Below are 22879 nucleotides of genomic sequence, written 5' to 3' on the forward strand. Positions count from 1 at the left end.
CGATCAAACGCCCAAGCTTGCGTCCGGCCAAGCAACGCTATTTTGCCTGAACGCGCGCGGGCGCTATGGGAGCGCCATGCGCACCGCCACGATCAGCCGCAACACCAGCGAGACGTCGATCGACGTGACCGTCAATCTGGACGGGACCGGCGCCTATACGATCTCCACCGGCATCGGCTTTTTCGACCATATGCTCGAACAGCTCAGCCGCCATTCGCTGATCGATCTGGACGTGAAGACGGTGGGCGACCTGCATATCGACCAGCATCACACGGTCGAGGATACCGGCATCGCCATCGGCGAGGCGGTGGCCAAGGCGCTGGGCGACAAGCGCGGCATCCGCCGTTACGCCGACGCCCTCTCGCCGATGGACGAGACGCTGACCCGGGTCGCGATCGACATTTCGGGGCGGCCTTACCTCGTGTTCAAGACCGAGTTCAGCCAGAAGAAGCTGGGCGAGATGGATACCGAGATGTTCGAGCATTGGTTCCATTCGTTCGCGCAGGCGGCGGGCATCACGCTGCATGTCGAGACTTTGTACGGATCGAACAACCACCACATCGCCGAAAGCGCGTTCAAGGGCCTCGCCCGTGCGCTGCGCGAAGCGGTGGAGATCGATCCGCGCAAGGCCGATGCGATCCCCAGCACCAAGGGTGTGCTGTGATCATCGTCCTGCTGACCTATACCGGCGACGTCACGCCGCACCGCCCGGCGCATGTCGCGTGGCTGAAGGAGGCGCTGGCCAGCGGCCGCCTCGTCACCGCGGGCCGCCAGCCCGAGACCGGCGGCGTACTGATCGCCAACGGCACCCGCGCCGAAGTCGAGGCATGGGCCGCGAACGATCCGTTCGTGACCGGCGGTGTCGCCACCCCCAGCTTCGTCGAGTTCACCCCGAGCATGGCCGCCGAGGGACTGGAACAGCTGCTGCCGTGAGCATCGCGCTGATCGATTATGGCGCGGGCAATCTCCATTCGGTCCATAATGCGCTGAAGGCGGCGGGCGCTTCCGATATCGATGTGACGGCCAATCCGGCCGCAGTGCTGCGCGCGGATCGCGTCGTGCTGCCCGGCGTCGGTGCGTTCGGCGCCTGCGCCAGCGGGCTGCGCGGGATCGCGGGCATGGTCGAGGCGCTCGACCGGCGGGTGCGCAGCGACGGTGTGCCGTTTCTCGGCGTGTGCGTGGGCATGCAACTGATGGCCGATACCGGCGAGGAACTGGGCGTGCATCGGGGGCTTGGCTGGATTCCCGGCACCGTCCGCGCGATCCGGCCCGCCCCCGGCATCCGCGTGCCGCATATGGGCTGGAACGACGTGATCCCTGTCGCCGATCACCCGCTGATCGAGCGCGGCGAAGCCTATTTCCTCCACAGCTTCGCCTTTGAAGGCGAGCATGTGCTGGCCACCACCGAACATGGCGGCACCGTCACCGCCGCGATCGGCCGCGACAACCTCGCCGGCGTCCAGTTCCACCCCGAAAAGAGCCAGCGCTACGGCATCGCGCTGATGGAAAGGTTCCTCGCATGGCGTCCGTAGATTCTGGCCTGATCATCTTCCCCGCCATCGATCTGAAGGGCGGACAGGTGGTGCGGCTGGCCGAGGGCGATATGGATCGCGCGACCGTCTATGGCGACGATCCCGCCGCGCAGGCCGCGGCGTTCCTCGCCGCGGGAGCCAGCCATCTCCATGTCGTCGATCTCGACGGCGCCTTCGCGGGCGAATCGGTCAATGGCGCGGCGGTGGCCGGGATCCTTCAGGCCTTCGCGGGCAAGGTCCAGTTGGGCGGTGGCATCCGCTCGCGCGAATCGGTCGAGCATTGGCTCGATCTGGGCGTCGAGCGCGTGGTGATCGGCACCGCCGCGCTGGAAAACCCCGAGCTGGTCCGCGAAGCCGCGCGCGAACATCCGGGCCGGATCGTGGTCGCGGTCGACGCCCGCGACGGCATGGTGGCAACGCGCGGCTGGGCCGATGTGTCGGACGTGAGCGTGGTCGAACTGGCCCGCCGCTTCGAGGATGCGGGCGTGGCCGCTTTGCTCTTCACCGATGTCGGCCGCGACGGCCTGCTCAAGGGCTGCAACGTCGAAGCGACGGTGGCACTGGCCCGCGCGGTATCGATCCCCGTCATCGCCAGCGGCGGCGTGACCGATGTGCGCGACATCGAACTGCTCCGCCCCCATGTCGCCGACGGCATCGAAGGCGTCATCACCGGCCGCGCGCTATATGACGGACGGCTGGGGCTGGCCGAGGCGCTGGAGGCGGCGGCGTGACTCCATTTTCGTCACCCCAGCGAAAGCTGGGGTCTCGTGCGGCAAGCGCACAGCCCGACGTGAGAGACCCCAGCCTTCGCTGGGGTGACGGGTCTATCGAATGACCGTACGCGCACGCGTCATCCCCTGTCTCGACGTGTCGAATGGCCGCGTGGTCAAGGGCGTCAACTTCGTCGATCTGATCGACGCGGGCGATCCGGTCGAGCAGGCCCGCGCCTATGACGCGGCGGGTGCCGACGAACTCTGCTTCCTCGATATCGGCGCCAGCCATGAGGGGCGCGACACGATCGTCGATGTCGTCCGCCGTACCGCCGAAGTCTGCTTCATGCCGCTCACCGTCGGCGGCGGCGTGCGCAGCGTGGACGACGCCCGCGCGCTGCTGCTGGCCGGCGCGGACAAGGTCGCGGTCAATTCCGCCGCGGTTTCCCGCCCCGATGTCGTCGCCGAGATCGCCGACCGCATGGGCAGCCAGTGCGTCGTCGCTTCGGTCGACGCGCGGCGCAGCGGAGACCGCTGGGAAGTCTTCACCCATGGCGGCCGCCGCGCCACCGGCATCGACGCGGTCGAGCATGCGCTGAACCTCGCCCGGCTCGGCGCGGGCGAGATCCTCGTCACCTCGATGGACCGCGATGGCACCCGCGACGGCTATGACCTCGATCTGATCCGCACCATCGCCGATCAGGTAACGGTGCCGGTCGTGGCCTCGGGCGGCGTGGGCAACCTCCAGCATCTCGTCGAGGGCATCCGCGACGGCCATGCCAGCGCCGTGCTGGCCGCCTCGATCTTCCATTTCGGCGAAGCGAGCATCGCCGACGCGCATGCCGCGCTGGCCGCCGCGGGGATTCCCGTTCGCGCATAACTGTGCTCCGGCGAAGGCCGGAGCGTTGGCGGCCACTCATTTTCTCTCCAGCGCTCCGGCCTTCGCCGGAGCACATCTTAACTTTTGGCGGGTATCCTGCGCCCATGCTCCGCTACGCCCTTCCCCTGCTGATCGCCCTCCCGGCCTATGCCGAGGATGCACATACCGGCGTCGCAGGCACGCGATCGATGCCCGAGCTTTCCGATTTCGCCCTGTTCCTGTGCGCCGCGTTCGGCGTCTGGTTCGTCCGCCGGGCAATGCGCGCGAAGTTCCGCAAGGCAAAGGCGGAAGCTCAGGATTGACAGGATCGCCCGGCTGTCCCAGCCGGAAATCATGGATCCGCTCAACGCGCTCGAACAGGTCATTCAGGAACGCCGCACCGGCGATCCCTCGTCCTCCTATGTCGCGAAGCTGACCGCGAAGGGCCGCGCCAAGATCGCGCAGAAGCTGGGCGAGGAAGCGACCGAGACCGTCATCGCCGCGATCCAGAACGATCCGATCGCGCTGACCAGCGAAGCCGCCGATCTGGTGTTCCATCTGCTCGTGCTGCTTGCGGACGCGGGCCTCACGCTGGACGATGTCCGCGCCGAGCTGGTCCGCCGCGAAGGCGTTTCGGGGCTGGACGAAAAGGCATCGCGCGCCGACTGACCGCGAATAATGATTTGCGACTCATTCTCAATATCGTTAGCACGCCCTCGAAATCATCGAGGGAACTGACATGGGATCGATCTTCAAGCGCGCTGCAGGCCTGGCTGCGGGCATCACGCTGATCGTCGCGGGCGTCGCCAATGCGCACATGCCCTATATCCTGCCGACCCTGTTCGACATCACTGGCGATCACATCACCGTCACCTCGGCCTTTGCCGAGGATGCGTTCGTCCCCGAAGTCGCGATGCGCGACGCGCCGTTCCACCTGATCAAGCCCGACGGCACCCGCGGCGAAGTCGGCCCGGTCACCTATCTGCGCGACCTCTCGATCTTCGAAGCGGACGTGAAGGCGGACGGCACCTATCGCATCACCACCGGCCAGCGCGCCGGGCGCAAGTCGACCATGTATCATGACGGCACCAAATGGATCGTCCGCGGCGAGAGCGACGATCCGATCCCCGCGGACGCAAAGCTGGTCGATGTGCAGAGCATGACCCTTGCCGACGCCTATGTGACCAAGGGCGCCCAGACCGGCGCGGCGCTGAAGCCCTTCGGCGCGGCACTCGAAATCCAGGCGATCACCCATCCCAACAGCATCGCCGCGGGCGAAGCCGCGCAGTTCGTGCTGCTGTTTGACGGCAAGCCGCTGGCCGGTGCCGAAATCACCCTGTTCCGCAGCGCGGGCGTGCATGACGGCAAGAAGCTCGCCGCCACGGTGCGCAGCGACGCCGCGGGCAAGTTCGCGCTCACCCCCGCCGATGCCGGCACCTATCTGGTGCTGGTCCGCCACCGTGCGGAAGCCCCCGCCGGATCGCCGACGCCGTATCGCAGCTACACCTATACGCTGGCATTCGACGCGGTGTGACCGGGCCGGGCAGATTCCTCCGAAGACGCCTTTCCGGCCTCACCCGAAAGCTTCTAAGGAAGGGCCGAACCCCGGAGAGTTTCATGCCCGTCGACGCCACCCAGCCTTACGACCCGAACAACATCTTCGCAAAGATCCTGCGCGACGAGATCCCGTCGAAGCGCGTCTATGAGGACGAGTTCGCGCTCGCCTTCCACGACATCAATCCGGTCGCACCACAGCATATCCTGGTGATCCCCAAGGGCCCCTATGTCTCGTGGGACGATTTCTCGGCCAGGGGCAGCGATGCGGAGATCGCCGGGTTCGTCCGCGCCGTCGGCATCGTCGCGCGCGAGGCGGGAATGGTCGCGCCGGGCTATCGCCTGCTTGCCAATACCGGCACCGATTCCGGACAGGAAGTGCCCCACCTGCATGTGCACATCTTCGCAGGCAGGCGGATGGGGCCGATGCTGACGCGGTGAGCCGTGGCCCAACTGTTATAAAATTATTGCGCCCCTCCGTTTTGCGGTTAGGCTTCGCGCCAATCATCACACCGGAACGGGATTCCGGCGAGGGGGAAACTCATGGCATCAGCTCCGAATAAGGGAATTGTGGGGCGCATGTTCGCCCGCAAGTCCATCGCGCAGGTACAGCGCGAAACCGCAAACAGCGAACTCAAGCGCACGCTCGGCAAATGGAATCTCCTGCTGCTGGGCATCGGCTGCATCATCGGCGCGGGCATCTTCGTCCGCACCGGCAGCGCCGCGGCGCTCCATGCCGGCCCAGCCGTGCTGCTATCGTTCGTGGTCGCGGGCATCGTCTGCGCGTTCGCGGGCCTCTGCTATGCCGAGCTTTCCTCGACCCTGCCGGTGTCCGGCTCGGCCTATACCTATGGCTACACCACGCTGGGCGAGTTCATCGCCTGGGTGATGGGCGTGCTCCTCCTCCTCGAATATGGCATCGCCGCCTCGGTGGTCGCGGTCGGATGGGCAGGCTATGTCGTCAGCCTGCTCGGGGATTTCGGGATCCACATACCCGCGCAATTCACCGGGCCTGCCGGGCACCTTCTGATGAAGGACGGCGCGCCGGTGCTGGTCGACGGCGCAACCGTCACCACCATCTTCAATCTGCCCGCCTTCCTGATCTGCATCGCGCTCGCGCTGCTGCTGGTGATCGGCGTGTCGGAATCGGCCAAGGTCAACAACGTCATCGTCGCGATCAAGGTGAGCGTGCTCACCGCGTTCATCGTCGTCGGCGGCCTGATCGTGCTGTCGAAGTTCGGCGAGCTTTCGGCGGCCCACTGGGTCCCGTTCATCCCGGAGAACCAGGGTGACGGCAAGTTCGGCGTGGACGGCATCATGCGCGCCGCGTCGATCGTGTTCTTCGCCTATATCGGCTTCGAAGCGGTCTCGACCGCGGGTCAGGAAGCCAAGGATCCGGGCAAGGACATGCCGTTCGGCATCATCGGTTCGCTGGTCGTCTGCACCGTGATCTACATGCTGGTCGCGGCGATCATGACCCTGCTGGTCCCCTATGCCTCGCTCAACGTGCCGGATCCGGTCGCGGTGGTCGTCGACAGCTTCGGCGAGCAGTGGGCTTGGCTGGCCAAGACGATCAAGATCGGCGCGATCATCGGCCTCACCTCGGTGGTGCTGGTGCTGATGTACGCCCAGACCCGCATCTTCTACACCATGGCCCGCGACGGCCTGCTGCCGAAAGTGTTCTCGACCGTCCATCCCAAGTTCAAGACCCCCTGGGTCAACACGCTGGTCGTCGGCCTGCTCACCGCAGTCGCGGCGGGCTTCTTCGACATCAACGTGCTGGGCGACATGACCTCGGTCGGCACGCTCGCGGCCTTCGCGATCGTCTGCCTCTCGGTCATCTATCTCCGCCGTTCGGCGCCGGAGCTGCCGCGCGGCTTCAAGGTGCCCTTCTATCCGGTCACGCCGATCCTCGGCATCCTGTCGTGCGTCTATCTGATCACGACGGTGCCGGTGAGCGTGCTGATGTTCTTCCTGTGGTACATGCTGGGCGGCATCGTGCTGTACTTCGTGTACGGCATCTGGAACTCGAACCTGCAGAAGGGCGAGGACCAGGACGACCAGCCGGACATGGGCGAATATGTCGCTCCGGTCGGCGAGCAGCCGTAAGGCCAGCGTCGCAACTGGAAACGAAAAGGGCCGGGTTCACCCCCGGCCCTTTTTCTTTGATCGATTCACGTCGATAGCAAGCCATGCCCAAAGCCGTCCGACTGTTACCGCACGATCCGCACTGGGCCGCGCTGGCCGCTGCGGAAGCCGAACGGATCCGCGCCGCGATCCCGATCGCGCTGGCCATCCATCATATCGGATCGACATCGATCCCCGGCATCGCCGCCAAGCCCATCCTCGATCTGCTGGGCGTCGGCGAAAGCCTGACAGAACTCGACACGATGCGCACGGCGATGGAAACGCTCGGCTATCGCTGGCGCGGCGAATATGGCCTGCCCGGCCGCCGCTATTGCACCCTGACCGCCCCCGATACGGGCGAGCGCCGCGTCAATTTCCACAGCTATGCCGGCGGCGATCCGTCGATCCACCGCCACCTCGCCTTCCGCGACCATCTGCGCGCCACGCCCGCTCTCGCCGCCGAATATGAAGCGCTCGAGCTCGATTGCGCGGCCCGCAACGCAGCCAGCATCGACGATTATTGCGACTGCAAGGACGCCTGGATCAAACGCGTCGAAGCCGAAGCGGTGGCGGCGCTGCGATAGCGCTCAGGACACGGCGGCTAGGTCCGCCGCGACGGCACTCAGATCGTTGCCCAGCTGGTGATCGCGGCCATCGAGCAGGCGGGCGACTGCATCGGGCATCGTATGCACGTAAAGCTGGAGATGCGCGGGGGGCACCTCTTCGTCAGCGGTCCCGTGATAGAGGAACACCGGCGCACCAGCAGGCAGCCGCTCGCCAAAGTCGTGCCGCTCGGCCAGTTCGTCGCTGGGCCAGCCATGCTTGCCGATGAAGGGCGCGGCGATCAGGGCGAGCGCGCCGATACGGAAATCCGGAGCCTGTTCGGCCAGCGCATGGATCAGCATCGTGCCGCCCACCGAATGGCCGACCAGCACCGCGCCATCCTCGAGCCCGCCCAGCGCCTCGCGCAACGCGGGCCTCCATATGGCATATTGAGGATCGGCTTCGTCGGGCATGCGCGGATAGATGACCGAATAACCGCCACCGAGTTCGCGCTTCAGGCTGGCGACGAGCTTGTCGTCCGAGCCATCATGCACGCCCTCTCCGGCGCCCTGAACGAACAGGATCTGTGTCGGCATGTCCTTCACCTCGCCAGCGTTGGAAGGTCCAACCCCGGCGAGGTGCGGAAAGTTTCGGCGTCAGCCCAGCGCGGCTTCCGCCAGCGCCTTCAGGTCCGCTTCGGGACGCGCGCCATAATGCTGGATGATCTCCGCCGCGCAGATCGCGCCGAGACGCAGCGAAGCCTCGACGCCGAGACCCTTGGCCTGGCCGTGGAGGAAGCCCGCTGCGAACAGGTCGCCCGCGCCGGTGGTGTCGACCACCTTGTCGATCGGCTCCGCGCCAACCGAAACCCGCTCGCCGCCGGCCAGCGCGATCGCACCCTTTTCCGATCGGGTGACGACCGTCAGCGGCACCTTGCCCGAGATATGCACGACCGCCGCTTCGAACTCGTCCTTCTCGCACAGCGCGAGCAGCTCGTTCTCGTTGGCGAACAGGATGTCGATCAGCCCATCGGCGATCAGCTTGCGGAAATCGTCGCCATGTCGCGAGATGCAGAACACGTCGGACAAGGTGAAGGCCACCTTGCGGCCGTTCGAGCGGGCGATGTCGATCGCCTTGCGCATCGCGGCGCGCGGCTCTTCGGGATCCCACAGATAGCCTTCGAGATACAGGATCGCGCCGCTGGCGATCACGCTCTCGTCCAGCGCGCTGGCCGGCAGGAACTGCGAGGCGCCGAGGAAGGTGTTCATCGTGCGCTGGCCATCCGGCGTCACGAAGATCAGGCAGCGCGCCGTGGTCGGGTCGCCTGCGCGCACTTCGGTGTCGAAATCGACGCCCGCCGCGCGGATATCGTGCGCGAACACGGTGCCGAGCTGGTCGTCGGCGACCTGACCGATGAACGCGCACTTGCCGCCCATCGCGGCGATGCCGGCGACGGTGTTGGCAGCCGATCCGCCCGAGACTTCGCGACCCGGGCCCATCTTCGCATAGAGGGCATCGGCCTCCTGCGGCGAGAACATGAGCTGCATCGATCCCTTGGCGACGCCGATCTCTTCGATGAACGCGTCATCGGCCTGCGAAAGAATATCGACGATCGCATTGCCGATCGCGACGACATCATAGGTGGCTGCTGTCACCGGAAACTCCAAATAGGTTGCGTTGCTCCCCTACGGACAGGCAAAGGAGAGCGCAATGATCCACGCCCTCTTCCTCTCGCTCGGGCAATTGCTCGATCGGCGCGTGGCCGCGGTGTTCCTGAAGTCGCTTGCGCTCACCGCCTTGCTGTTCGCCGCCGCCGGCGTCGGGCTGTGGTGGGGCCTGCACTGGCTGATCGACAATTACGGCCCGTGGATGGGGATCAGCCGCGAAGGCGGGGTGGTCGCCGATATCATGACCATCGTGGTGATGCTGTTCGCCTGGTGGCTGCTGTTCCGCGCCATTGCCATCGGCGTGGTCGGCATCTTCGCCGACGAAGTGGTCGCCGCGGTCGAGGCACGTCACTATCCGCAGGCGCATGCGGCGGCACGCGACGTGCCCTTCGCGCGTTCGGTGGCGATGGGACTTCGCTCGGCACTGCGCCTCATCGTCATCAACCTGCTGTTCGCGCCGGTCTATATCGTGCTGCTGGTCACCGGCGTGGGGACGGCCATCGCCTTCTTCGTGGTCAACAGCTGGCTGCTCGGCCGTGATCTGGGCGACATGGTCGCGGCGCGGCACATGGGCGCGCGCGACCTGCCCAAATGGCGGCAAAAGACCAGCTTCCGCCGCTTCATGCTCGGCTCGGTCGGCACCGGCGTCATGCTGGTGCCGGTGCTCAACCTGATCGGGCCGATCCTGGGCGCCGCGATGGCGACCCATGCCTATCATCTCGGAAAGACCAAATGAGAGCTTTCGCCGTAACCCTCTCCGCGCTGACGCTCGCCGCGTGCGGCGGCACGACTGCCGAGATCGCCCGGCCCGCGCGCGCCGCGCCGATCCCGGTGCCGGTGACGCCCACCGCGATGGCCGCCGGACTCGACCGCGTACACGGCCAGCCTGCCACGCGCCTCATCGCCACCTTCGGCAAGCCGCAGATCGACCTGACCGAAGGCGCCGGCCGCAAGCTGCAATTCGCGGGACCGATCTGCGTGCTCGACGCCTATCTCTATCCCAAGGGCCGCGGCGAGGCGCTGGTGACGCATATCGATACCCGCCAGCGCGACGGCAGCCCGATCGATCAGGCCAGCTGCGTGGCGGCGCTGCAGAAGCAGTGAGTGAGGAAGAATCGGACGGTGATCGGGCCTGCGCCGCAGCGCGCGGCCCCTATGCCGGCACGCCCAACCATCTCGACGCGCCCTTCTGGCAGACCCCGCTGCCCGTCGTCGAACGGCTGCTCGACCTTGCCGAAGCGGGGCCGGACGACCTGCTGATCGATCTCGGATGCGGCGACGGACGGATCGTCATCGCCGCCGCCCGGCGCGGCGCCCGCGCGATCGGGGTGGACATCGATGCCGAGCGGATCGCCGAAGCCGAAGCCGCCGCGCGAGAGGCGGGAGTCGCACACCTTACCGAGTTCCGCTGCGAAGACCTGTTTGCCACGCGCCTCGACGATGCGACCATCGTCTCGCTCTATCTCACTACCCTCGCCAACCGCCTGCTCGCCCCGCGGCTGAGGGCCGAGCCAAAGCCCGGCGCGCGGATTATCGGCTATTGCTTCCCGATGCACGACTGGCCCGCCGATATCAGCGAGACCGCCGATCATGTGCAGGTCAATCTGTGGCGGGTTCCCGGCTGAGCCGCGCCAAGGCCCATCCGGCCGCTTCGCGCACCACGTCGTCGGGATCGTCGATCAGCCGCTCGACCACCGGCACCAGCGCCTTATCGCCGCTGTTCCCCGCCGCGATCAGGCAGTTGCGTACCATCCGGTCGCGCCCGATCCGCTTGATCGGCGAGCCGGAGAAGACCTGCCGGAACCCGGCATCGTCGAGCGACAGCAATTCCGCCAGTTCCGGCGCGACGAGTTCGGCCCGCGGCGCAAACGCCATGTTCGCCTGCGCGGCGGCGGCGAACTTGTTCCACGGACACACTGCCAGGCAATCGTCGCAGCCATAGATGCGGTTGCCCATCGCCGCGCGGAATTCCTCGGGGATCGGGCCTTTGTGCTCAATGGTCAGATACGAGATGCAGCGCCGCGCATCGAGGCGGAACGGCGCGGGAAAGGCTTGGGTCGGGCATGCCGTCTGGCACGCGTCGCAACTGCCACAGGTCTCGACCCCGCGCGTGTCCGGCGCCAGATCCAGCGTTGTGTAGATCGCGCCGAGGAACAGCCAGCTGCCATGCGTCCGGCTGACCAGATTAGTGTGCTTGCCCTGCCAGCCCAGCCCAGCCGCCTCGGCCAGCGGCTTCTCCATCACCGGCGCGGTGTCGACGAACACTTTCAGGTCGGATGGCGACTGCTCGACCAGCCATCGCGCCAACGCCTTCAGCGCCCGCTTCACCACATCGTGATAATCGGCCCCCTGCGCATAAACCGAGATGCGGCCGCGATCCCCCTGCCCTTCCAGCGCCAGCGGATCGATCGCGGGCGCATAGCTCATGCCCAGCGAGATCACCGAACGCACTTCCGGCCACAGCCCCGCGGGGCTTTCGCGGTGATGCGCGCGCTCCTCCATCCAGATCATCGATCCGTGCTTGCCCTCGGACAGCCATTCCCGCAGCCGCGCACCCGATTGCGGCGCGGCATCGGCACGCGCGATTCCGCAATCGGCGAACCCCAGTTCTGCCGCCTTCACCTTGATTTGCGCTTCGAGTGACTTGTCTTGCCGCACCACCACCCGCTACCACGAAGTGGATTATAGGAGTTACCCCGTTTGAGCGATGGTCTGGCCGTTAGCGCCAAGGGTCTGGTGAAGCGCTTCGGCGACCGCCGCGTGGTCGATGGCGTCGATATCGCCGTCCGCAAGGGGCTGATCTATGGCGTGCTCGGGCCGAACGGCGCGGGCAAGACCACCACGCTGCGAATGTTGCTGGGCATTATCGAACCGGACGGCGGCGAGCGCATGCTGCTCGGCCGCGACCGCCCACGCGAAGCCAGCGACAGCGTCGGCTATCTGCCCGAAGAGCGCGGCCTCTATCCCGGCATGAAGTGCCGCGACGCCATCGCCTTCATGGGCGCCCTGCGCGGCCTGCCCTGGCGCGAGGGCCGCAAGCGCGCGGAACAGCTGCTGACCGATGCGGGCCTGGGCCACGCCATCGACGAGAAGATCCGCAAGCTCTCCAAGGGCATGGCCCAGCTCGTCCAGCTGCTCGGATCGGTCGTCCACGAACCCGAATTGCTGGTGCTCGACGAACCCTTTTCGGGCCTAGATCCGGTCAATCAGGAGAAACTGGAAAAGCTGATCATCGCCCAGCGCGACCGCGGCGCGACGATCCTCTTCTCCACCCATGTCATGGCCCATGCCGAGCGGTTGTGCGATCGCCTGTCGATCATCGCCGGCGGCAAGGTCCGCTTCGAAGGCACTGTCGCCGATGCCCGCGCCACCCTGCCCTTCAAGGCGCATTACACGCCGCATCATCACGCCGATGGCCTGCGCGCGCTGCTGCCCAAAGATGCCGAGCGCGAAGGCGAGGACAGCTGGCGGTTCAGCGTCCCCAAGGAAGGGATCGAAGCGTTGCTGGTAAAGCTGATCGAGGCCGGGCACGGCATTTCGGGCCTGTCGATCGAGCGGCCCGGCCTGCATGACGCGTTCGTCCGCATCGTCGGCCCCGACGCATTGCGCGATGCCGGACCCGACGCGCTGACGGAGAACGCGGCATGAGCAAGTTCCGCCGCGCCGTGCGCCAGACCCTCACCATCGCCCGCCGCGATTTCACCGCGACGGTGTTCACCCCCACCTTCCTGCTGTTCCTGCTGGCGCCGCTGATCATGCTCAGCTTCGGTCTGGTCGGCGGCATGGGCGCGAACAGCGTGTCGAACAGCGGCGAAGCCAAGCAGCGCATGGTCGTGATCGCACCCGCTACGCAGGCTGCGGCGCTGACCGAGATCGACAAGCAGATGCGCCTGCTGTTCCCGGCCGCAGCTCGCCCGCAGCTTCTGGTTCAGGCCCCGCATGGCGACACCTCGCGTCAGGCCCGCGCGATGTTCGATCGCGACGATTTCGAAGCCTCGGCAGTCATGTTCGGCCCGCTCGAAAAGCCGAAGATCCTGCGCGGCACCAATTCGTGGCGTGAGGCAGCGTATCTCGGCCAGCTCGCCGAACAGACGCTGCGCGCGGAAAAGGCCGGCGGCACTGCCCGGCTCAGCACGCCCGATATCGACGTGGTAACCCGCGGAGGTGCCTCGTCGAGCGGCAAGAGCCAAGCGGCCTTTTTCTCGGTGTTCGGCATCTTCTTCCTCACCCTGTTGCTGGCAGGTCAGGCGGTGGGCACCATGGCCGAGGAGCGATCGAACAAGGTGATCGAGATCCTGGCGGCCGCCATTCCCCTGGAGAGCGTATTCCTCGGCAAGCTGATCGGCATGTTCGGCGTGGCCTTGTTGTTCCTCGCCTTCTGGGGAACGCTGATCGGCAACGGCGCGCAATTGCTGCCCCCCGAAATCCTGCGCGGCTTTGCCGATATCGGGCCGGCGGTGGGCGGACCGATGTTCACCCTGCTGTTCATCGCCTATTTCACCATGTCCTACATGCTGCTCGGCGCGGTGTTCCTCAGCGTCGGCGCGCTGGCATCGACCCAGCGCGAGATCCAGATGCTCTCGCTGCCGATCACCATCCTTCAGGTCGGCATGTTCGCCTTCGCGTCGTTCGGCGCGGCGAACCCGGACAGTTGGTCTACGATTGCATCGGAGATCTTCCCGCTCAGTTCGCCCATGGCGATGGCCGGGCGCGCGGCGAACTCGCCCGAGCTGTGGCCGCACGCGCTGGCGCTGGTGTGGCAGCTGCTCTGGGTCGGCATCACCGTGACGATCGGCGCCCGCGTGTTCCGCCGCGGCGTGCTGAAGTCGGGCAATGCGCCGCTCAAGCTGTTCGGACGGAAGAAAACGGCCCGGCCGATCGAAGCCTGAGATCGACGCGACTCTGGCGCTACTCTATTGACACGCATGTCAGTTAAAGGCCTACTCCGGCAAAATTATGGAGAGGCCCGATGGCGACGCTTGCGACCGAGACCCAGGGAATCGTCGATCCGCTCGATATGAGCCGGCCCGAGCTGTATCGCGATGACACCTGGCACGCGCCGTTCCGCGAGCTGCGCGAAAAGGCGCCGATCTATTACACCGAACATAGCGGCTTCGGTCCCTTCTGGTCGGTGTCGACCTACAAGCCGATCGTCCAGATCGAATCGCTGCCCGAAATCTTCTCGTCCGAGGCCGGCGGCATCACCATCGCCGACATGGCCGAGGGCGACATCAAGATGCCGATGTTCATCGCGATGGACCGGCCCAAACATACCGGCCAGCGCCGCACCGTCGCCCCCGCCTTCACGCCCAGCGAGATGGTGCGGATGAGCGACAATATCCGCACCCGCACCGCCGAGATTCTCGATTCGCTGCCGGTCGGACAAGAGTTCGACTGGGTCGATCGCGTCTCGATCGAACTGACCACGCAGATGCTGGCGATCCTGTTCGACTTCCCGTGGGAGGACCGGCGCAAGCTGACCTACTGGTCGGACTGGGCCGGCGATATCGAGATGGCCAAGGATCCGGTGATGAAGGAGAAGCGCCGCGAGATCCTGTTCGAATGCGCGGCCTATTTCGGCAATCTGTGGCAGGGCAAGATCGGCAAGGAGCCGACGCCCGACCTGATCTCGATGATGATCCACTCCGACGCGATGGCGCACATGGATCAGATGGAATTCCTCGGAAACCTCATCCTCCTCATCGTCGGCGGCAACGATACCACCCGCAATTCGATGAGCGCCTATGCCTGGGGCTTGAACCAGTTCCCCGAGGAGCGCGCCAAGCTGGAGGCCAATCCCGGCCTGATCGCCAACGCCACGCAGGAGATCATCCGCTGGCAGACCCCGCTGGCGCATATGCGGCGGACCGCCACGCAGGACACCGAAGTCGATGGCGTGAAGATTCGCGAGGGCGACAAGCTGGCGCTCTGGTACGTCTCGGCCAATCGCGACGAGAGCGTCTTCCCCGATGGCGACAAGATCATGGTCGAGCGCGAAAATGCCCGCCGCCACCTCGCCTTCGGCCACGGCATCCATCGCTGCGTCGGCGCGCGGCTGGCCGAATTGCAGATCGGCATCCTGATGGAGGAAATGGCCAGGCGCCGCCTGCGCGTAAACGTACTGGCCGAACCGGAACGCGTCGCCGCCTGCTTTGTCCACGGCTATCGCCAGATGCGCGCGGAGCTGAGCCACTATTGAGGCTTGGCGATTTCCCTCGCCCGGCACCGCAACCCTGATAGGATTTCGCTTCGAACCTGTGGGAGAGGATCGATGCGGAAAGCGATATTGGCGGGTGCGTTACTGGCGCTGGGCGGGTGCTCGCTGGCGCCGAATGTCATCCATGCCATCGCGCGCGACGGGCGGATCATGTTCGAGATCTACGATCCCGGCAACTGGCCGTTCGGCGGCAAGCGGATCAAGGACATCGCCTCCGACGAGATCATCGTGTCGCACGACCGGCAAGTGATGTGGCACATCGTGCGCAAGCCCGATGCAAGCTGCCAGGGGGAGGCCCGCAAACCGACCTTCCCTCTGACCTACAGCGTCACGCCCGCCTGTTTCGTGCAGAAGGTCGCGCCGCAGGAGTTGCGGCCGGGCGTGCTGTACCGGGTCGAGAGCGACAATGCTCGCGGCGCCCGTGGCGGCGGCGAAGGCTTCTTCAAGATCAGCCTCACCCCGGTGAATTTCGACTGGGGTCCGATGAGCGACGAGCTTCGGGACTGGGAACGCTATCGACCCGCCACGCGCGACGAAAATGGCTATGCGATCGCCAATGACGCAATCCCGGACGAGAACGCGATGTAGCTTTCTTTCGCGCGGTCCGCATCCTTCTGGCGATTTCGCGCGAACCTCCCACATTATGGCAGAAGGAGTCGAAGCCATGCAGATCAGCCGCCGCAACCTGCTGACCAGTGCCGGGTCGGGCCTGCTCGTCGCTGCATGCGGTCCTGCGCCCGCCGCCGAAGCCGCGCAGAATTTCGAGTTCAAGCTTTCCGACGCCGAATGGCGCAAGCGGCTCAGCCCGCTGGCCTATAATGTACTGCGCAATGGCGGCACCGAATATCCGGGCAGCAGCCCGCTCAACAAGGAGCATCGCGCGGGCATCTTCGCCTGCGCCGGCTGCGCGCTGCCGCTATTCTCGTCGACCACCAAGTTCGACAGCGGCACCGGCTGGCCCAGTTTCTATGCGCCGCTGGCCAATGCCGTGGTGACGAAGAGCGACCGGAGTCTGGGAATGACGCGGACCGAGGTGCTGTGCCGCCGCTGCGGCGGCCATCTCGGCCATGTGTTCGACGATGGACCGCGGCCCACCGGCAAGCGCTATTGCATGAATGGCGTCGCGCTGAAGTTCACGCCGAAACGGTAAAGCCCCTAAGCAGGGATCAGAGGCTCGACTTGCCCATGAACGAAGCGAGCAGCAGCGGGCGCTCGACCTTGCGGCCCGCCAGCTCGAGCGGCTGACCGAAGGCCGGGCCGTCCTTGTCGTCGTTCGGATAGATGAAGCCGTTCACCGGAAACACGGTGGTGCCCATGCTGGCGGTCGGCGCGAACCAGACCTTCACCTGGCTCCAGTCGCCGGCGGGCGACACGTCGATGGCGCGGACATTGCGCTCGATGCCGCCGCGATACGACCAGTTGGCATGGGTCAGCAGCACTTCGCGATCGCTGACGATCGCCGAAACCATGGCGACATGGCCGAAGGGGTTACGGCCGGTTTTCTTGAACGACATGACCGAACCGACTTCCGGCTCGTTGCCGCGCTCGTAGCGGCCCTCGGCCTGGCCCCACCAGGTCCATGCGTTGCCGCGGATATCGATGCCGGAGACTTCGCGAGCGAAGGGCACGCACTGCAGATAGGACGACTTCTTCGCCATCGCGGGGACCGAAGTCGCCAGGCAAAGCGCCACCATCAGCGCGAAACGCGCAGTCAGAGCTCGAAAAGACATTAACCCCCCGGATCGGAACGTGATCGGTGAATGCTGATGACCAGATCGAAGTTTAACAGTCTACCCATCGGCCCGTCGTACGGGACGAACCGTTGGATCGAGGCGGTGGGCCGGAGACCGGATTCGGAACCTTACGACGAGTCGAGCGATGCGGGGGACGAACCGTTTTGCGATGCAGCGATCTGCTGCTCCGCATCATTACGGATCCGGATTCGCACGTAGGTGATCATCCCAAGATGACTGGTTTGTTGCCCAAGCGCATCACATTCAGGCGTTTTCCGTTCACGGGACTCCGTTCGTCGCAAGCCATGTTGCGTTGCAAAAAGAACTGGCGTCCAATGCTGAACGCGGGACGACGGCAGATTAAGCGCTGCGTTAACCATTCGAGCGCATGATCTGCCCAGTGCAAATTGCTGGGGTGGAGTGGTTCGATATGGGCGCACGAATGAAACCGGCGGAAGGCGCGATGACGCTGGCCGAAATGAAAGAATTTGCGAGCTTCGCCGCGGCGACGCAGCGGTATATCCGCCGCTCGCTCGATATCGGCCTTGAGCGCGACGATGCGATGGTTCGCTGGTCGCGCGACGTGGTCGAAGCCGCCAGCATCCGCGCCCAGGCCCGCATGTACGATCGCCTTACCGAGATCCGTGCGCTGCTCCCCGACGACAGCGCCCTCGACGCGATCGAGCCGTTCATGGCGCCTCTGGTCACCGTCACCGCGTTCGATCTGAGCCAGGGCCGGCTGACCAACTTCTCGGCCTATCGCTTCCTCTATGAGCGCCTGGTCGGCGCCGAGGTCCGCCCCTGGCTTCCCGCCGCCTTCTGCTCGGCCGCGGCCCTGCCGCATCTCCACCCGGACCTGCGCCGCAAGCTGCTCCAGTCGATCAGCGAAGCCGCGGCAACCGCCTCGGGCTGGTCGAACCGCCAGCCGGCCTTCTTCCCGCAATGGGTGGAAAAGGTCGACGGCCAGCCGCTCGCCAACTGAGCTTCACCACCGCACAGACAAGGCCCCCGGAGAACGTTCTCCGGGGGCTTTTTCGTGCACGGCGCCTATTCCCCGCCACATAGTGCGCCTAGCGCGGAGCGATGATCGATCCCGCCCTGTTCCTCGCCTTCCTGTTCGCGGCCTTCATCCTGACCATCACGCCGGGCCTCGATACCGCGATGGTGCTGCGTGCGGCAGCGTCGGAGGGCGCGCGGGCGGGCATCTTCGCGTCGATCGGCATCCTGGTCGGCTGCCTCGTCTGGGGTGCGGCCGTCTCGCTCGGTCTGGGCGCGCTGCTGCACGCGTCCGAACTCGCCTATTCGGTCGTGAAATGGACCGGCGCCGCCTATCTGATGTGGGTCGGCGCGACGATGCTGTGGCGCCCGCGCGAGACCATGGCCGCCGATGCCGATGCGTCGCGCGCCGCCGGCATCCGGGCGATGCGCCGCGGCTTCCTCACCAACATGCTGAACCCGAAGATCGGCATCTTTTACGTAACGTTCCTGCCGCAATTCATTCCGGCGGGCGCCAGCGTGGCGGGCTATTCCTTCTTCCTCGCCTGCGTCCATGTCGCGATCACCGTTTTGTGGTTCGCGCTGCTGATCGCGGCGACCGCGCCGCTCGGCCGGATGCTGCGCCAGCCGCGCATCCTCAAGTCGCTCGACCGGCTGACCGGCGGCGTCTTCATCGCATTCGGGCTGAAACTGGCCGCGTCCAGGGCCTAGGTCCTCAATTAGCTCACCGGCAGGCCTTCCACCCCATCATCCCGCGATTGCCCTGATCGAAGTGGAAATGATCGCGGTGCACCTCATTGTAGTCGGGTGACAGCACGGTCGTGAACATGCCGCACGCCCCGTCGCGCACCTCGCGCAGAAAGGCGCGGACTGCGGGATCATTGCTGTTCCAGTCGCCCTTCACCGTGATCCGCCGCGCGTCGCTCAACCGGAAGGCCGAGATGTCGAGCGCATTGGCAGTCGCATGCTGGCTCCACACCCCCTCGCCGCGCCCGACGATCTGGCGGCAATTATAGCTGCCCAGATGCTCGATCGCGCTGACCCGCTTGTCGAAATGCTTCAGCGCGGCGGGCTGGACGACTTCCCATTCCCACAGCGCCAGTCCGGCCGCGACCGGGCAGGAGGTGGTGACCCGCGCCGGCACCAGATCGATCCGCCGCGCACCGCCACCCTCGAACCGCACCCCGTCCGAATAACCGCATTGGCCGCCCTCGACGATGATCTCGGGCTGGCCGGCATATTCGATTCCCGCACGATCCAGCAGCGCCTCGCACTTGCCGGGATGTTCGCGCAGCGCGGCGATCTTGCCCGCGGTGAACAGCCCGACCGGCTGGGCGAGGTCGAGTTCGGTCCAAGGCAAATCCTGTGGCCGGTTGCGCAGTACGGCGTAGAGCAGGAAGGCGCCGAACAGCAGCACTCCGACCGCGATCGTCCATTTGATCGCACGCCGCGTCGCCTTCATCCTCTGACCGCTTCGGCCAGTATCTGCGAGGTGACCGGATAGCCGAGATCGTCGGGAATGCAGAGATGGCGCTCGCCGTCGCGCTCCTCGATCCACGGCGTCAGGATGCGAACCTCGTGCGCGTTGGCATCGGCCACGGCATCCTCCCACGATGCGTACAGCGCCAGCCGCTCGAGGTTGCGCCGCGTCGGGAAGATGATGCTCGCCCGCCCCGCATCGCATTCCGCCAGCACGTCGCGCGCGCTCATCCAGAAGGCGCGGGTATTCTCGTTGCCGTCGACGATCGGTTCGGCACCTTCGGGCGCGCGGGCAAGGTAGAAGCGCGTGTCGAACACCTTGTGATGCACGCCGCGCGGCAGCCAGCGCGCGAACGGCACCAGCGCATCCAACTGCAGTTCCGCGCCCGCCGCCTCGAACGCCGCGCCCATCGGCTCACCGGCATAGAGCGCGCGGCGAAGCTCCGGAATCGCGTCGGCCGCGACCGACAGGCCGACCGCGATTCCCGCTTCCTCCAGCGTCTCGCGAACCGCGGCGATGCGCGAGGCCGTCTCCTCGTCGCCGCCGATCAGTTCGGCCAGCACATGATCCCCGGCATCGACCCGCCCGCCGGGGAACACCAGCGCCCCGCCCGCGAACGACATCGCCTTGGCCCGCTCGACCATCAGCAGTTCGGGCGGCCCATCCGCCGCTTCGCGCATGACGACGATGGTGGCGGCGGGATGGATTTCGGAGTCGGACATTGCGGACACCCTAAACCATTTGCACGCCCGGTCGATCCGTTCGCGGCTTGACTCGCCGCCATCGATGCCGCCACATTGTTAGCGCTATCATTCATGGATGATCCGGCAATCAGCCGGGCGCGGATGGCTGGGGAGAGGAAGATGAGCGAGCGATTCTCGCGCCGGGAAACCATGGCCGCGATCCTGGCGCTGGCCGCCGGCGGATGCAGCAGCAGCAGCAGCAGTTCGGGCGGCAGCGTCACCCCGACACCGACTCCTACGCCGACACCTACTCCAACCCCGACGCCCACCCCCACGCCGACACCGCTGTCGGTAGCGCCGGTAAAGGCCAACGCGGCGGCCAAGAACATGCGCTTCGGATCGGCGGTCGCATGGAGCAATGCCGGCGCCGACGCCGGCTCCTTCGCCAATCCCAGCTATGCCGCCTTGCTCGAACGCGACTGCCAGATCCTCGTCCCCGAGAATGAACTGAAGTGGCAGGCGATCCGCCCCAGTGCGACAACGTTCGACTTCGGCCGGTTCGACGCGATGCTGGCCTATGCCGAGGGCAAGGGGCTGGCGATGCGCGGCCATACCCTGCTGTGGCACCAGCGCCGCTGGATGCCCGCCTGGGCCGAGAGCCATCCCTATGGCGCAGGCACCGCCGAAGCGACGCGCATCCTCACCGAGCATATCCAGACCGTCACGCGGCGCTACGGCACCCGCATCGCCAGCTATGACGTGGTCAACGAAGCGGTCGATCCGGGCACCGGCGCGCTCTACGAAACCGCGCTCAGCACCGCGCTGGGCGGCGCCATCCCCACGCTCGATCTCGCCTTCCGCACCGCGCGCGCCGAACTGCCGACGACCCAGCTCGTCTATAACGACTATATGAGTTGGGAAGGCGGCGGCGCGACGCACCGCGCAGGCGTCCTCGCGCTACTGCAGGGGTTCAAGGCGCGCGGCGTGCCGGTCGATGCGCTGGGCATCCAGAGCCATATCGGCATCTATTCGAACACGCCGGTCGCCACCCTGGTCGCCAACCAGGGTCCCGACTGGCGCGCCTTCCTCGATGCAGTGGTCGCGCTGGGCTACAAGCTGGTGATCACCGAGATGGACGTACGCGACACCGGCCTGCCCGCCGATATCCCCAGTCGCGACGCGGCGCTGAGCGACTATGCCCGCGCCTATCTCGATCTGATGATGGGGTATCCGGCACTCAGGGACGTGCTGTTCTGGGGGCTGTGCGACAAATATAGCTGGCTGCAGGGCTTCGAGCCGCGCGCCGACGGCCAGCCGCGCCGTCCCTGCCCCTATGACAGCAGCTTCAACCCCAAGCCGATGCAGAACGCGATCGCCGCGGCCTATGCGGCCACCACCGCCCGCCCCTGAAGTTCGGGAAGCACCGCGCGCGCCTGCGCCAGCCGGCCGGGATCGGCGCCGGGTTCGGCATGCAACGGCGGCGGCGCAAGGCCGGACAGCGAAGGCGCGCGTTCCAGCCCGGCGGCCCGCGCGAACGCCGCCTCGTGCCCGGCGCTATCGGCGCACAGCCGGTCGTAATCGAGGAAGCGCTGCCGCGCCGCCACCGCTTCCGGCTGGGCCAGCAGCGCGCGGTGCACACTGATCCAGCCCTTCAGCCAGTAATCGATCCGCGCCCGCGATTCCCCAGCGCCCGGCGCACCCTCGAACCCGAACGGCCGCTGGTCCGCGCCGAATTCGTGATGCCCCAGCCAGCTCATATAGCGGCGGCGGAACGGGTCTTCGGCCGCCAGCTTGTCCGCTCGCACATGCTGGGTGCGCAGCGAGATCGCCTGTTGCAGCGGATCGCGAAACGGATGCAGCAGCACCGCGTCGGGAAAGGCCGCGACCAGCGCAGGCAGCCGCAGCACATTGTTGTTGTTCTTCGACAGATATCGCGGCCCGCCATGGCGCAGCAGCACCAGCCGCACATAGTCGCGGAACGCCGCGATCGTATCTGGCGCCACCGGCTCGGGCAGCAGCGCCTCACGCGTGCGATAGCGGTCGCCCTCATGCATCCGCCAAAAGACCTCCTCGATCGCCTCGGGGCTGTCGAGATCGTGGGTCAGCCCGTCGCCATGCCCGCGTTCGCTGGTCTCGACATGACGCTGGAAGCCCCGGCCCAGCCGTGCCCAGCTGTTCGGCGCCAGCGGAAAGGGCATGTCGCGATAGGAAAGCGAGGCAAAGCCGCCGCTCGCATGCAGCGCGCGCATCAGCACCGTGGTGCCCGCGCGCGCCAGCCCGGAAACGAACACCGGCGCCTCGACCGCGATCCCGTTCAGCGCCCGGCGATAGCGTGCCCGCTCGATATCGAACGAAGCTTCGAGGACCGGGCGGAAGCCGAGCGCGATATGATGCAGGATGCGGTCAGCGCGGCTGTACACGACGCCTCAATGCGGGTGCGACCTGCCAGCGCAGCAGCGCATAGCCGAGCGTCAGCGGCACCACGCCCAGCCGGGTCGCCCAGTCGAGATCGTCGCCCATCGCATAGTGCAAAGCCAGCACCGCCAGCAGCGGCGACGCCACCGCGACCAGCAACGCACCCGCGCGGATCGATCGCGCGAACAGCCGCCGCGCGAGCAATTGCAGCGCGCGTTCCTTCACCCATTCGGACACGCGCCCGCGCCGGATCGTGCGGAGCGAGCGCCGGCTGCAGGCGCTCATCTCGGCAAAGGCGGGGATCAGCGGCAGGCGATGCGCGAGTTCGAGCACCGCGACGAGGCTGAGGAACAGCAGCAGCAT

General features: G+C 66.4%; 30 protein-coding genes. 22 read left to right on the forward strand and 8 right to left on the reverse strand.

The window, feature by feature from the left end:
• Positions 1–76: 76 nt before the first annotated feature.
• From hisB to P1X14_RS00640, 11 genes are all read left to right on the forward strand, one after another.
• Positions 77–664 carry an imidazoleglycerol-phosphate dehydratase HisB gene (hisB, locus tag P1X14_RS00590; RefSeq protein WP_277313352.1) on the forward strand — a complete coding sequence of 196 codons (588 nt, stop codon included), beginning with the start codon at positions 77–79 and terminating at the stop codon, positions 662–664.
• Positions 661–933 carry a YciI family protein gene (locus P1X14_RS00595; RefSeq protein ID WP_277313353.1) on the forward strand — a complete coding sequence of 91 codons (273 nt, stop codon included), beginning with the start codon at positions 661–663 and terminating at the stop codon, positions 931–933. The genes hisB and P1X14_RS00595 overlap by 4 nt, the downstream gene beginning before the upstream one ends.
• Positions 930–1532 (forward strand): imidazole glycerol phosphate synthase subunit HisH, encoded by a 603-nt coding sequence (hisH, locus tag P1X14_RS00600; protein ID WP_277313354.1) that lies wholly within the window; start codon positions 930–932, stop codon positions 1530–1532. The genes P1X14_RS00595 and hisH overlap by 4 nt, the downstream gene beginning before the upstream one ends.
• The gene (gene hisA, locus P1X14_RS00605) at positions 1520–2263 is read left to right on the forward strand and encodes a 1-(5-phosphoribosyl)-5-[(5-phosphoribosylamino)methylideneamino]imidazole-4-carboxamide isomerase (protein ID WP_277313355.1); all 744 of its coding nucleotides are present in this window, start codon (positions 1520–1522) and stop codon (positions 2261–2263) included. Before hisH ends, hisA begins: the two co-directional genes overlap by 13 nt.
• Positions 2264–2363: 100 nt before the next feature.
• Positions 2364–3122: an imidazole glycerol phosphate synthase subunit HisF gene (gene hisF, locus P1X14_RS00610; protein ID WP_277313356.1), complete on the forward strand. Its 759-nt coding sequence runs from the start codon at positions 2364–2366 to the stop codon at positions 3120–3122.
• A 104-nt stretch (positions 3123–3226) separates the two neighbouring features.
• Positions 3227–3424, forward strand: a complete 198-nt coding sequence (locus P1X14_RS00615; RefSeq protein ID WP_277313357.1) for a hypothetical protein — start codon at positions 3227–3229, stop codon at positions 3422–3424.
• A gap of 31 nt (positions 3425–3455) precedes the next feature.
• Entirely contained in the window at positions 3456–3770 is a 315-nt protein-coding gene (locus P1X14_RS00620) for a phosphoribosyl-ATP diphosphatase (RefSeq protein WP_277313358.1), read from the forward strand.
• Positions 3771–3840: 70 nt separating this feature from the next.
• Complete coding sequence (locus tag P1X14_RS00625) at positions 3841–4635, forward strand: DUF4198 domain-containing protein (protein WP_277313359.1); 795 nt, start codon at positions 3841–3843, stop codon at positions 4633–4635.
• Positions 4636–4718: 83 nt separating this feature from the next.
• On the forward strand, positions 4719–5096 hold the full coding sequence (locus tag P1X14_RS00630) for a histidine triad nucleotide-binding protein (protein ID WP_277313360.1): 378 nt from the start codon (positions 4719–4721) through the stop codon (positions 5094–5096).
• Positions 5097–5234: 138 nt separating this feature from the next.
• Positions 5235–6764 (forward strand): amino acid permease, encoded by a 1530-nt coding sequence (locus P1X14_RS00635; RefSeq protein ID WP_277313361.1) that lies wholly within the window; start codon positions 5235–5237, stop codon positions 6762–6764.
• Positions 6765–6847: 83 nt separating this feature from the next.
• Entirely contained in the window at positions 6848–7366 is a 519-nt protein-coding gene (locus P1X14_RS00640; protein WP_277313362.1) for a GrpB family protein, read from the forward strand.
• 3 nt (positions 7367–7369) lie between these two features.
• Here the strand turns inward: P1X14_RS00640 and P1X14_RS00645 are convergent, their stop codons facing one another.
• Both P1X14_RS00645 and P1X14_RS00650 read right to left on the reverse strand, forming a co-directional pair.
• Positions 7370–7921, reverse strand: coding sequence for an alpha/beta hydrolase (locus tag P1X14_RS00645; protein ID WP_277313363.1), 552 nt, complete (start codon positions 7919–7921; stop codon positions 7370–7372).
• A 60-nt stretch (positions 7922–7981) separates the two neighbouring features.
• Positions 7982–8980 (reverse strand): adenosine kinase, encoded by a 999-nt coding sequence (locus P1X14_RS00650; protein ID WP_277313364.1) that lies wholly within the window; start codon positions 8978–8980, stop codon positions 7982–7984.
• A gap of 55 nt (positions 8981–9035) precedes the next feature.
• Between P1X14_RS00650 and P1X14_RS00655 the strand changes: the two genes are divergently transcribed.
• Genes P1X14_RS00655 through P1X14_RS00665 form a run of 3 tightly spaced genes read left to right on the forward strand, consistent with a single transcriptional unit; the run spans position 9036 to position 10617 of the window.
• Positions 9036–9728, forward strand: coding sequence for an EI24 domain-containing protein (locus P1X14_RS00655; protein ID WP_277313365.1), 693 nt, complete (start codon positions 9036–9038; stop codon positions 9726–9728).
• Positions 9725–10096, forward strand: a complete 372-nt coding sequence (locus P1X14_RS00660; RefSeq protein WP_277313366.1) for a hypothetical protein — start codon at positions 9725–9727, stop codon at positions 10094–10096. The genes P1X14_RS00655 and P1X14_RS00660 overlap by 4 nt, the downstream gene beginning before the upstream one ends.
• A complete protein-coding gene (locus tag P1X14_RS00665) occupies positions 10093–10617 on the forward strand; it encodes a methyltransferase domain-containing protein (protein ID WP_277313367.1) in 525 nt (174 codons plus the stop codon). The genes P1X14_RS00660 and P1X14_RS00665 overlap by 4 nt, the downstream gene beginning before the upstream one ends.
• Here the strand turns inward: P1X14_RS00665 and queG are convergent.
• Complete coding sequence (gene queG / locus P1X14_RS00670) at positions 10592–11650, reverse strand: tRNA epoxyqueuosine(34) reductase QueG (RefSeq protein ID WP_277313440.1); 1059 nt, start codon at positions 11648–11650, stop codon at positions 10592–10594. The two genes, P1X14_RS00665 and queG, sit on opposite strands and share 26 nt — an antisense overlap.
• Positions 11651–11692: 42 nt before the next feature.
• Here queG and P1X14_RS00675 point away from each other — a divergent pair, with 42 nt between their 5' ends.
• From P1X14_RS00675 to msrB, 5 genes are all read left to right on the forward strand, one after another.
• Positions 11693–12640: an ATP-binding cassette domain-containing protein gene (locus tag P1X14_RS00675; RefSeq protein ID WP_277313368.1), complete on the forward strand. Its 948-nt coding sequence runs from the start codon at positions 11693–11695 to the stop codon at positions 12638–12640.
• Positions 12637–13881, forward strand: coding sequence for an ABC transporter permease (locus tag P1X14_RS00680; RefSeq protein WP_277313369.1), 1245 nt, complete (start codon positions 12637–12639; stop codon positions 13879–13881). The genes P1X14_RS00675 and P1X14_RS00680 overlap by 4 nt, the downstream gene beginning before the upstream one ends.
• A gap of 80 nt (positions 13882–13961) precedes the next feature.
• The gene (locus tag P1X14_RS00685) at positions 13962–15191 is read left to right on the forward strand and encodes a cytochrome P450 (RefSeq protein ID WP_277313370.1); all 1230 of its coding nucleotides are present in this window, start codon (positions 13962–13964) and stop codon (positions 15189–15191) included.
• Positions 15192–15263: 72 nt separating this feature from the next.
• Positions 15264–15797 carry a hypothetical protein gene (locus P1X14_RS00690; RefSeq protein ID WP_277313371.1) on the forward strand — a complete coding sequence of 178 codons (534 nt, stop codon included), beginning with the start codon at positions 15264–15266 and terminating at the stop codon, positions 15795–15797.
• 76 nt (positions 15798–15873) lie between these two features.
• The gene (gene msrB, locus P1X14_RS00695) at positions 15874–16359 is read left to right on the forward strand and encodes a peptide-methionine (R)-S-oxide reductase MsrB (RefSeq protein WP_277313372.1); all 486 of its coding nucleotides are present in this window, start codon (positions 15874–15876) and stop codon (positions 16357–16359) included.
• A gap of 16 nt (positions 16360–16375) precedes the next feature.
• On the opposite strand, the gene P1X14_RS00700 is transcribed toward msrB, so the two are convergent.
• Positions 16376–16939 carry a CHAP domain-containing protein gene (locus tag P1X14_RS00700; RefSeq protein ID WP_277313373.1) on the reverse strand — a complete coding sequence of 188 codons (564 nt, stop codon included), beginning with the start codon at positions 16937–16939 and terminating at the stop codon, positions 16376–16378.
• 433 nt (positions 16940–17372) lie between these two features.
• Here P1X14_RS00700 and P1X14_RS00705 point away from each other — a divergent pair, with 433 nt between their 5' ends.
• Both P1X14_RS00705 and P1X14_RS00710 read left to right on the forward strand, forming a co-directional pair.
• The gene (locus P1X14_RS00705) at positions 17373–17924 is read left to right on the forward strand and encodes a hypothetical protein (protein ID WP_277313374.1); all 552 of its coding nucleotides are present in this window, start codon (positions 17373–17375) and stop codon (positions 17922–17924) included.
• A 101-nt stretch (positions 17925–18025) separates the two neighbouring features.
• A complete protein-coding gene (locus P1X14_RS00710; protein ID WP_277313375.1) occupies positions 18026–18649 on the forward strand; it encodes a LysE family translocator in 624 nt (207 codons plus the stop codon).
• Between the two features lie 13 nt (positions 18650–18662).
• On the opposite strand, the gene P1X14_RS00715 is transcribed toward P1X14_RS00710, so the two are convergent.
• Both P1X14_RS00715 and P1X14_RS00720 read right to left on the reverse strand, forming a co-directional pair.
• Positions 18663–19400, reverse strand: coding sequence for an extensin family protein (locus P1X14_RS00715; protein ID WP_277313376.1), 738 nt, complete (start codon positions 19398–19400; stop codon positions 18663–18665).
• Positions 19397–20140, reverse strand: a complete 744-nt coding sequence (locus P1X14_RS00720) for an NUDIX domain-containing protein (protein ID WP_277313377.1) — start codon at positions 20138–20140, stop codon at positions 19397–19399. Before P1X14_RS00720 ends, P1X14_RS00715 begins: the two co-directional genes overlap by 4 nt.
• Positions 20141–20281: 141 nt before the next feature.
• Between P1X14_RS00720 and P1X14_RS00725 the strand changes: the two genes are divergently transcribed.
• On the forward strand, positions 20282–21511 hold the full coding sequence (locus P1X14_RS00725) for an endo-1,4-beta-xylanase (protein WP_277313378.1): 1230 nt from the start codon (positions 20282–20284) through the stop codon (positions 21509–21511).
• On the opposite strand, the gene P1X14_RS00730 is transcribed toward P1X14_RS00725, so the two are convergent.
• Together P1X14_RS00730 and P1X14_RS00735 are read right to left on the reverse strand one after the other, a co-directional pair.
• Positions 21484–22521, reverse strand: coding sequence for a sulfotransferase (locus tag P1X14_RS00730; protein WP_277313379.1), 1038 nt, complete (start codon positions 22519–22521; stop codon positions 21484–21486). The two genes, P1X14_RS00725 and P1X14_RS00730, sit on opposite strands and share 28 nt — an antisense overlap.
• Positions 22505–22879, reverse strand: a complete 375-nt coding sequence (locus P1X14_RS00735) for a hypothetical protein (RefSeq protein ID WP_277313380.1) — start codon at positions 22877–22879, stop codon at positions 22505–22507. The genes P1X14_RS00730 and P1X14_RS00735 overlap by 17 nt, the downstream gene beginning before the upstream one ends.

Origin of the sequence: Sphingomonas sp. AOB5 (genome assembly GCF_029433115.1) — a bacterium.
Taxonomy (GTDB): domain Bacteria; phylum Pseudomonadota; class Alphaproteobacteria; order Sphingomonadales; family Sphingomonadaceae; genus Sphingomonas.

Excerpts from the sequence above, each read along its gene's own strand:
- P1X14_RS00685 (WP_277313370.1), top strand. The coding sequence starts at position 13,962 with ATGGCGACGCTTGCGACCGAGACCCAGGGAATCGTCGATCCGCTCGAT.
- P1X14_RS00625 (WP_277313359.1), top strand. The coding sequence starts at position 3,841 with ATGGGATCGATCTTCAAGCGCGCTGCAGGCCTGGCTGCGGGCATCACG.
- P1X14_RS00705 (WP_277313374.1), top strand. The coding sequence starts at position 17,373 with ATGGGCGCACGAATGAAACCGGCGGAAGGCGCGATGACGCTGGCCGAA.
- P1X14_RS00620 (WP_277313358.1), top strand. The coding sequence starts at position 3,456 with ATGGATCCGCTCAACGCGCTCGAACAGGTCATTCAGGAACGCCGCACC.
- P1X14_RS00715 (WP_277313376.1), bottom strand. The coding sequence starts at position 19,400 with ATGAAGGCGACGCGGCGTGCGATCAAATGGACGATCGCGGTCGGAGTG.
- P1X14_RS00680 (WP_277313369.1), top strand. The coding sequence starts at position 12,637 with ATGAGCAAGTTCCGCCGCGCCGTGCGCCAGACCCTCACCATCGCCCGC.
- P1X14_RS00640 (WP_277313362.1), top strand. The coding sequence starts at position 6,848 with ATGCCCAAAGCCGTCCGACTGTTACCGCACGATCCGCACTGGGCCGCG.
- P1X14_RS00725 (WP_277313378.1), top strand. The coding sequence starts at position 20,282 with ATGAGCGAGCGATTCTCGCGCCGGGAAACCATGGCCGCGATCCTGGCG.
- msrB (WP_277313372.1), top strand. The coding sequence starts at position 15,874 with ATGCAGATCAGCCGCCGCAACCTGCTGACCAGTGCCGGGTCGGGCCTG.
- P1X14_RS00635 (WP_277313361.1), top strand. The coding sequence starts at position 5,235 with ATGTTCGCCCGCAAGTCCATCGCGCAGGTACAGCGCGAAACCGCAAAC.
- P1X14_RS00630 (WP_277313360.1), top strand. The coding sequence starts at position 4,719 with ATGCCCGTCGACGCCACCCAGCCTTACGACCCGAACAACATCTTCGCA.
- P1X14_RS00660 (WP_277313366.1), top strand. The coding sequence starts at position 9,725 with ATGAGAGCTTTCGCCGTAACCCTCTCCGCGCTGACGCTCGCCGCGTGC.
- P1X14_RS00690 (WP_277313371.1), top strand. The coding sequence starts at position 15,264 with ATGCGGAAAGCGATATTGGCGGGTGCGTTACTGGCGCTGGGCGGGTGC.
- hisA (WP_277313355.1), top strand. The coding sequence starts at position 1,520 with ATGGCGTCCGTAGATTCTGGCCTGATCATCTTCCCCGCCATCGATCTG.
- hisF (WP_277313356.1), top strand. The coding sequence starts at position 2,364 with ATGACCGTACGCGCACGCGTCATCCCCTGTCTCGACGTGTCGAATGGC.
- P1X14_RS00700 (WP_277313373.1), bottom strand. The coding sequence starts at position 16,939 with ATGTCTTTTCGAGCTCTGACTGCGCGTTTCGCGCTGATGGTGGCGCTT.
- P1X14_RS00720 (WP_277313377.1), bottom strand. The coding sequence starts at position 20,140 with ATGTCCGACTCCGAAATCCATCCCGCCGCCACCATCGTCGTCATGCGC.
- P1X14_RS00615 (WP_277313357.1), top strand. The coding sequence starts at position 3,227 with ATGCTCCGCTACGCCCTTCCCCTGCTGATCGCCCTCCCGGCCTATGCC.
- P1X14_RS00710 (WP_277313375.1), top strand. The coding sequence starts at position 18,026 with ATGATCGATCCCGCCCTGTTCCTCGCCTTCCTGTTCGCGGCCTTCATC.
- P1X14_RS00655 (WP_277313365.1), top strand. The coding sequence starts at position 9,036 with ATGATCCACGCCCTCTTCCTCTCGCTCGGGCAATTGCTCGATCGGCGC.
- P1X14_RS00645 (WP_277313363.1), bottom strand. The coding sequence starts at position 7,921 with ATGCCGACACAGATCCTGTTCGTTCAGGGCGCCGGAGAGGGCGTGCAT.
- hisB (WP_277313352.1), top strand. The coding sequence starts at position 77 with ATGCGCACCGCCACGATCAGCCGCAACACCAGCGAGACGTCGATCGAC.
- P1X14_RS00735 (WP_277313380.1), bottom strand. The coding sequence starts at position 22,879 with ATGCTGCTGCTGTTCCTCAGCCTCGTCGCGGTGCTCGAACTCGCGCAT.